General features: G+C 29.0%; 3 protein-coding genes. All 3 read left to right on the forward strand.

All coding sequences use genetic code 11. The features are described from left to right. Positions 1 to 284: 284 nt before the first annotated feature. The 3 genes from ACQPVP_RS16855 (at position 285) to ACQPVP_RS16865 (ending at position 9,285) form a co-directional block, all read left to right on the forward strand. Entirely contained in the window at positions 285 to 1,835 is a 1,551-nt protein-coding gene (locus tag ACQPVP_RS16855) for a nitrite/sulfite reductase (protein ID WP_430851929.1), read from the forward strand. Between the two features lie 150 nt (positions 1,836 to 1,985). Beyond that, a complete protein-coding gene (gene tpx, locus ACQPVP_RS16860; protein ID WP_430851931.1) occupies positions 1,986 to 2,483 on the forward strand; it encodes a thiol peroxidase in 498 nt (165 codons plus the stop codon). Between the two features lie 250 nt (positions 2,484 to 2,733). Further along, a complete protein-coding gene (locus ACQPVP_RS16865; protein WP_430851933.1) occupies positions 2,734 to 9,285 on the forward strand; it encodes a glycoside hydrolase family 2 TIM barrel-domain containing protein in 6,552 nt (2,183 codons plus the stop codon). Positions 9,286 to 9,488 lie beyond the last annotated feature (203 nt).

Here is a 9,488-nt window from a genome sequence, read left to right on the forward strand (position 1 = left end):
TAAATTAATATATTTTAAATTATATTACATATTTGTATAAAATTAAAGACTGCTGACACTTTGTCAGCAGTCTGAAAGAATTAGCTTAGCTAATTCTTTTTTTTTAGTAAATTATATAGAAGTACTTTTTTATAAAAAAATATAAATATGCATAGACTAATATATATTAAAACAAGATTAATAATAAGGAAATCTTATTGTTATTATAAGAATATTAAATAATAAAAAGGCTTCCTTTAGTGTTATAATTTACAGTAACAGTAAAATTATGAAGAGGTGGAAAAATGGAAAATTTAAAAAAGGTTCTATATGGAGAAATTGAGGATTTTAGAGAATTAGGCCATAAGTTTATTAATGGAGAATTAAATTTAATGCAATTTAAACATGCATCAGGTGGATTTGGAGTATATGCACACAGAGGTGGCAAGGAATTCATGATAAGACTTAGAATTCCATCAGGAATAACTAAAGTAGATGAAATGTTAAAAGTATATGGTTTTGCTGAAAAATATGGATTAGATAAGATTCATTTCACAACTCGTCAAGCTATTCAGTTACATGGATTAAATATAGATGAAATTTGTGATTTAATGAAGGAAGCTTTAGATAATGATATATATACTAGAGGTGCAGGTGGAAACTATCCAAGAAATGTGGCTATGTCCCCATTATCAGGAGTAGATCCTAATGAAGAATTTGATGTTACACCATATGCAAAAGCTATAGGTAATTACTTTTTAGAAAGAATTTACACATATAAGTTGCCAAGAAAACTTAAAGTGTCTGTATCTAATGGAAAAGAAGATGCAGCACATTGTACAGTTCAAGACTTAGGATTTGTAGCAATAAATAAAGATGGAAAAGAATATTTTGAAGTTTATTTAGGTGGTGGGCTAGGACAAAATCCTAAGATGGCTGTTAAATATCAAGATTTAATTGAACCAAAGGATATTTTATACTATGTTGAAGGCATGGTTAGAATGTTTATGGCTGAAGGGGATTATGAAAATAAAAATAAAGCCCGTGTAAGATATATATTGGATAGAATGGGAGAAAAAGACTTTTTAGAGTGCTATAGAAAACATGTAAATGAAGTTAAGGAAAAAGAAAATTTAGAAATAACTGCAGAATCTAAAGTTTATAATAAAGAAGGAATAGAAATCGAAATAGAAAATCCAAGATTATTTAAACAAAAGCAAAAGGGATTATACAGTGTTTACTTACATCCGGTTGGAGGACAATTATTAACTAAGGATTTAAAATCTATTTTAGATTTAATAAGTAAATTTGAAGATGTAGAAATTAGATTAGCTATGTCTGAAGGAATATATTTTAGAAATTTAAATGGAATTGAAGCTAAAAAATTACTAGATTTGACTGAAGAAATGAGTGCTAAGACTAAATTTGAACAAAGTGTATCTTGCATAGGAATTCCAATTTGTCAAATAGGGTTATGTAATAGTCAAGGAAGTTTAAATGCTGTTATGGATTATTTTAAGAAAAATAATTATAGATTAGATGTTTTACCTACAATGCATTTTTCAGGTTGTCAAAATTCTTGTGGAGTTCATCAAATAGGTTCTATAGGATTTACAGGAAAGAAAAAGAGAGTTGGAGAGAAAGTAGATGAATGCTTTACTTTATTTGTTGGAGGAGCTTATGGGATAGGAGATACTAAGCTTGGTGTAGCTTGTGGAGACCTTCCAGCATCAATTATACCTGAATTTTTACTTGAACTGGCAAAGAAAGTAGAGAGTAGCAATTTAGAGTTTAATGATTATTTAACTACAAAAGAAGATGAATTTAGAGAATTAGTTAAGAAATACGAAGTATAAACCATTACATATATTATCCTAAGTTAAAACAATTGTATTTGAGAATAAATAATATTTACGAATAATAGTTATTAGATATATAATAAGAGTAAATAAAATATGATTATTTTGGAAAATATAAAAGGAAAACCAATTTAGGAGGAGAATAAAATGAAAATGGTAAAATTTCAAGGTTCACCAATTACTTTAGAAGGAAATACATTATCAGTAGGTAATAAACTACCAAGTTTTAAGGTTTCAACTAATGACTTAGGAGAGTTTACAGAAAAGGACACAAAAGGAGTTAGAGTATTCTTAACAGTACCATCAATAGATACACCTGTTTGTGATATGGAAGTAAAGACATTTAATGAAAAAATTGATGCATTAGATGGAGTAACTTGTTATACAATTTCAATGGATTTACCTTTTGCTCAAAGTAGATGGTGTGCATTAGAAGGCATTGAAAAAGTTAAAACACTTTCAGATTATAAGGATAGAAGCTTTTCACATGCTACAGGAACATATGCAAAGGAACTTGGATTGTTAACAAGAGCATCATTTGTAGTTGATTCAAATGATAATGTAACTTTTGTTGAATACTTAGATGAAATAACAAGTCAACCAAGTTATGATAAGATTCTAGAAGCAGCAAAGTCAGCTAAGTAATTTTAATAAAAAGCATTTGGTAAACCAAATGCTTTTTATTATTTAAAAAATTATATAGAATTATTTTTTTAGTTAAGAAAATTGAAGATTCACTTAATAAAATCATATGTAAAAAATTACCAAGAAGAATTATAATTATTTTAGAGTTATTTTAATAAGTTAATTTAGTGAATAAGACATAATAAAGTCTTGTTAAACGTTTACCAAGAGTTTTATTAAAATAGCTACTAAATATTAGGGGTGATAAAATATGAGAGGAAAGAAAAAAATAATATCTCTGAGTATTTTAGTAACTTTAATTGCATCAATTGTAGGTGAATCATTACCAGTTTATGCAGTTAGTGAAACAATTAATAAGGAGATATGGGCATGGAAGGGAGAAAAATGGCAGGAATTAGAACAAGCAGAGCAAAAACTTACTCCAGATGAAAAAAAATTTACTCATAAGGAGTATATGGGAATAGATTATATAGATGTAAATGGAGATTCTGTTAGGGCTGTAGATGTTTTTGGTATAAATAGAGAAGAGGCAACTACTTCTACTGTTGCATATCAAGATATTGAATCAGCTAGACTAGGAGCTTTAAATTATGAAAAAGAAGGATCAAATTATTATCAATTATTAACGGGAGATAATAATAATAATTGGGATCTAACAGTTGTACAAAATGCACAAGAAGCACAGAAGTTTTTAGATGATGGCTTTATGAATGAAGATTATATCATTAATAATGATGATGGATGGAAAAATGTGCAATTGCCTGCAAGTTGGACAAGTTATGGCTTTGATTTTTCAATATATACCAATGTTCAGATGCCTTGGCAAAGCAAATATGATTCGAATGTACAAGTACCTCAAGCACCTGTAAATTATAATCCGGTTGGGCTTTATCGTAAAAATTTTGTTGTAGATGAGAATATGATACAAGAAGATGGAAAGGTATATATATCATTTCAAGGAGTTGAGTCCGCTTATTACGTATATGTGAATGGTAAAGAAGTGGGATATAGTGAGGATAGTTATAGACCTCATGAATTTGATATTACTGAGTATTTAAATCCAAAGGGAGAAAATAACACTTTAGCTGTAAAGGTTCACAAATTTTGTGATGGAACATGGATGGAAGATCAAGATATGATTTATGACGGTGGGATATTTAGAGATGTATATCTTAGATCTACGCCTAATACTCATATAGTTGATTATTCAGTAGTAACAGACTTAGATGAAAGTTTTATAAATTCAGATCTAGACATATCATTAAAGGTTAATAATTTTTCTTTGAAAGACATATCAAATTATACAGTTGATGTAAAATTATTTGATGAAAGCGGAACAAATATTTTCGATAATAATGAAATGGTTATACCAGTAGAAAATATTAAGTCAAATAACAGTATAGAAATAAAAGGAGAGAAAATTGTTGAGGCACCAAAGCTATGGTCTGCTGAAACTCCAAATCTTTATACTTTAGTAATGACATTAAATGATGATGAAGGAAATCATTTAGAAAGTATATCTCAACAAATAGGGTTTAGAGAGATTACATTCACAAGTAGTACCGTTGATAACAGAACTAATTATAACCAAACTACTAATAGTTACCAAACTATAACAATTAATGGGCAACCGTTATTAATGAAGGGAACAAATAGGCATGATACTGATCCTGTATATGGTAAGTATGTACCTAGGGATGTTTTAGAAAAAGATGTAGAATTAATGAAGCAATACAATATTAATGCAATTCGTACATCACATTATGGAAATGATGAATACTTATATTATTTATGTGACAAATATGGATTATATATGATGGGTGAGACTAATGCTGAAAGTCATAGCCTTATGAATAATCAAGATGCTATAGGAAAGTATTTAAAGCCACTTACTATGGATAGAACTAACACATCATTTCAAACTTTAAAAAATCAAACATCAATAGTTATGTGGTCAATTGGAAATGAAATGTCATACAGCAAAAATGGAGCTAATAATTTGTATCCAGAAATGGTATGGTATTTTAAAGATCGTGATAATACAAGACCTGTTCATAGTGAAGGATTAGGTTGGAATGGCGGAGTAGATACAGATAGTAATATGTATCCATCAGTAGATACTACATGGTCTAAGGCTTCTAGTTCAAGTAATAAATCTAACATGCCATATGTTCTTTGTGAATATTCACATGCTATGGGAAATGCAGTTGGAAATTTAAAGGAATATTGGGATGCTATAAGAAGTTCTGAGAATATGATAGGAGCTTTTGTATGGGATTGGGTAGACCAATCACGTTTAGCTACCTTGCCACAACAATATAAAATAATGGATAAAAGCAGCAATAATGTCACAGGAACAGTTTATGGAGATGGTACTGTATCAGAAGCTGATGAAGCATCAATTACAGGAAAAGCATATGATGGATATACTATAATGAATCCTACTGATTCTAATTTATATAATAGTGAACTATCAGGAGATAATGCTTCATTTACATTTGAAGCAATAGTAAAACCTGCATCTGAAAGCATGAATAGTGTTTTGCTTTCAAAAGGAGATAATCAAGTTGCTTTAAAAACACAAAGTTCAGGGAATGGATTAGAGTTTTTTGTTGTTAGTAATGGAAGTTGGAAGGTGTGTACTGCTGAATTCCCAGAGAATTGGGTTGGAAATTGGCATCAAGTTGTGGGGACATATGATGGAACTACATTAAAGATATATATTGATGGGGTAGAGGTAGCATCTCAAATACAAGATGTATCAATAGACTCAACTAATGATCCTATATCAGTTGGTTATGATACTGTACGTAGTAGAAGTTTTGATGGAGAGATTTCTATGGCTCGTATATATAGTGAAGCATTAACAGCAGAAGAGATAAAATCTCAATATAATGTTGAACCAGCAATAAAATCTGATTCTTCAAAAGTATTATTATGGATAGATTATTCAGATAATATAGAAGAAAAGTCAGAGGGAATTTGGGATTACTATGCATCATCAGAGGCTAAACAAACTTTCTATAATGAAGAGGCTGATGGCAAATTCTATGGATATGGTGGAGACTGGGGAGATTCTCCTAATGATGGGGATTTTTCTAATAATGGATTAATATCTGCTGATAGAACTATTCAACCAGAACTTTATGAAGTGAAATATCAATATCAAAGTTTTTGGTTTAGTGCAAGTGAAAATGAAATAGCTACCAAAAAGATTAATGTTTATAATGAAAATAATTTTAATAACTTAAATGAATATGACCTTGTATGGCAATTGATTGAAGATGGAGTTGTAGTTGATGATGGTACACTTTCGAATATAGATGTTGAACCTAAAGCAACAAAAACAATTGAGATACCTTATAACATGCCATCAGAAATTAAGGCAGGATCAGAATATTATTTGAATATATCAGTAAGACTAAAAAATGATACTTTATGGGCTGATGCTGGTCATGAAATATCATATGAGCAGTTCAAAGTACCTTCTAATATTCAAAATGTAGCTTCAGCTATTTCTGGTGAAAATATTAATATTAATAATGATGAAACTGAAATTTTAGTATCTGGCGAAAACTTTTCTTTTAAAATAGATAAGACAACTGGATTAATGAGTAATTATATTTATAATGGAGAAGTTTTAATTGAAGAAGGACCTACTCCTAATTTTTGGAGGGCACCTATAAGTAATGATAACGGAAATTATGATTCAAATTGGAGAAGTGCTAATAAAAATATTACTGCAAATGATATTAGTGTAGAAAAGGGAGAAGATGGGCGAACAATAATTACTAGCGACTTAGTTTTAAACAATGCAAAGGGTTCTACAGAAAAAATTATATATACTATAAATGGAACAGGAGAAATAACTGTTAATCTAACTGTAGACGCTACTAATACAAGCATGGGAAGATATTTAAAGATTGGGTCTACAATGGTCTTACCAGAAAACTATGAGAATGTAACATGGTATGGTGATGGCCCTGTAGAATCCTATCAAGATAGAAATACATTTGCAACTGTTGGCTTATATGAAAATACAGTTTCAGATTTCTTCTATCCATTCTTAAAGACTCAAGATACTGGAAATCTAACAGGAGTTAAATGGATTAGTGTAGAAAATGATAATAGTAGTAATGCAGTATTAGTTGCAAGTAAAGATTTACTAGAAGCAAGTGCATTACATTTTACAGCAGATGATTTAACAAATGCAACACATCCTTATGAATTGGGTTCTCCTAGAAAAGAAACGATTCTATCAGTAGATTATAAATCTCAAGGTAATGGAAATAAAAGTTGTGGACCTGATACATTACCTGAATATAGAGTGAATAATGATAAAGTATATAATTATGAGTATACAATAATACCATATACAACTGATGAATCACCTATGGAATTAAGTAAACCTTGGAGAAATATTGAAGGATTTAATGAAGTTGATGTAATAGAAGCAATTAAGAAATTAGTTGTATATTCATACAGTCAATATGATGAAGTAATGGCAATTAAATTTAAATATGATAGTTTAACAGATGAGCAAAAAGAAAAAGTTGGTGAGGATCTTTATAATAAGCTAATAAAAGCTTTAGAAGATATAGAAAAAATTAAGGGCTCAGATACTGCATATATAGAGGACAAGAGTGTAAATAAAATAAATCCACTTATTATGAACAGTGCTAAATTATATACAGATAGTATTACAGGCAATAAAATGACTGGAAAGTTAGAAATTACTAATAATAAAGCTACTGATGGAGGGGATATATTTAATCAAGTATTTAAAGGAAAGCAACAGTTTACTACAGAAGTTTGGATAAATCCAATTAGTATCAGTAAGGATTATAACATGATAATGGGTAAAGGGGATAGTAGCTTTGGATTAAGAACTAGATATGTAAGTTCAAGCAAAATATCCTTTGATATTTTTATTAAAGGTATAGATAATAAATGGTATACAAAGGAAGCAGTAGTAGATATTCCTGAAAATTGGATAGGAAATTGGCATCAAATAGTAGGAAGTTATGATGGAAATTTATTATCATTATATGTTGATGGAAAATTACTAGGAACAGCTGCTGTTACAGCAAATGGTGGAGTTTATCAAAATAACCAATCATTATGGTTAGGATATTGTCCAGAAACAAATAGAACTAGTGATTATGAGTTTGGAAGTGCAAGGGTTTACTCTAAGGCATTATCAGAAGCAGAAGTAATTGCTCAAAGAGATGCATTTATAAATGATGAAAATAAATATGCAGTTACCCCAGAAGATAGTTCTGTTGTTATGTGGTTAGACATGAAAGATTTAGTTGTTCCAGGAATGGATGAAAATGAGGCTAATAAGTCACTATTAACTAATTTATATAATAGTTTAAAAGATAAGAAAAATGATAATTACACTGAAGAAAGTTGGAATAACTTTACTGAAGCTCTTGAAAAGGCGAAATCTGTAATTGAAAATAAGTATGCAAAACAAAGTGAAGTAGATGAAGCTTTTAATGAATTAGTGCTAGTATCAGCTAAATTAGAATATGCTGTTGATAAAGAAGCATTAAAAGAAACTATTAAAATTGCAAAAAATAAAGCAGAATCTGAGGAAAATTTTACTCCTTCATCATTAGAAAAATTAAATGAAGCAATTAAAAAGGCAGAAAATATTGTGAATAATTCAGATGCTAATCAAGAGGAAGTTAATAGTATGGTTAAAGAACTACTTGAAGCTATTATTAACTTAGTTGATAGAGCTGATAATTCAGCATTATTAAAACTTATAGATACAGCTGAAGCTTTGATACAATATGAAGATAAATACACAAAATCATCATGGGAAATCTTTATAGTATCATTAAATAACTCAAAGTTGGTTGCTGAAAATGGAGATGCTATAGAAGATGATATAAAAAATGCTTATGATAATCTTGGTGCATCTATTATAAATTTAGTATTTAAAGCAAATAAGACATCGTTAGAAGCTGTTTTAGATGCTGCAAACAAAGTGCTTAATAATGTTGAAAACTATAAACCTATTACTATTGAGGGGTTAGAAGCTTTAGTTAATGAAGCACAATTAATAATGGATAAAGATGATGCTAAACAAGAAGAGGTTGATAGAATAACTAAGGTTCTTATAGAAGCAGTTTCCAAGGTATCTATAAAAGCTAATAAAGAAAAACTTATAGATATATTAGACAAGGTAAAGCAAATAGATTTAAATATTTATACTAAGGAAAGTTCCGAAACATTAATAAATTTAATAGATAAAGCAGAAGAGATAATAGTTGATCAAAATATAGAACAATCAGTAGTAGATGAATTACAATCTAGTATAAACCTTGGCATAAGCAAATTAGTTCTTAAAGGAGATAAGAGTGATTTAAATAAAAAAATAGAAGAAGCTGAAGCATTAAAAGAAGAAAGTTATACTAATAATACTTGGGAAAAAATGATGGAAGCTTTAGAAAATGCTAAAAATATATCTTCTAATGAAGAAGCAGAACAAAAGGAAATAGATGAAGCTTTAGCTAATCTTGAAGCAACTATAAAAGAATTAGTAATAAAGAGTGATGAAGAAAATAATAATGATAATGGTGGTAATAATGGTAGTAATAATGAAAGTAATGGAAGTGATGATGGAAGTAATAATGTGATTAATAATGATAATAATGGAACTATAAATGGAAGTGATCTTCCTAATACTGGAGGTACGAATTCAGGGTACGTTGTATTGATAGGTGTAATAGCTGTTATAGTTGGAAGTATTTTTGTTTACAAGAAAAAGAAAGTAAAGTCTGATAATTAAGAAATAAAAAATAGTGATAGATATAATAATTAAAAAATGGAGCTATCAAAAGATCAATGTCATTAAGTTAAGAAATTGGTTTTAAAAAAATCTACTAAGAGCAAGATATAAATTAATATCTTGCTCTTCAGTTTGTTGAAAAACCCCCTGTTTAAAAACAGAGGGTTTTTCTATTATTAGTTGTGGATAAAATTTAAGATTAA

Origin of the sequence: Clostridium nigeriense (assembly GCF_050585265.1) — a bacterium.
Taxonomy (GTDB): domain Bacteria; phylum Bacillota; class Clostridia; order Clostridiales; family Clostridiaceae; genus Clostridium; species Clostridium nigeriense_B.

Coding starts and splice junctions, on each gene's coding strand:
- ACQPVP_RS16855 (WP_430851929.1), top strand. CDS start 285: ATGGAAAATTTAAAAAAGGTTCTATATGGAGAAATTGAGGATTTTAGA.
- ACQPVP_RS16865 (WP_430851933.1), top strand. CDS start 2,734: ATGAGAGGAAAGAAAAAAATAATATCTCTGAGTATTTTAGTAACTTTA.
- tpx (WP_430851931.1), top strand. CDS start 1,986: ATGAAAATGGTAAAATTTCAAGGTTCACCAATTACTTTAGAAGGAAAT.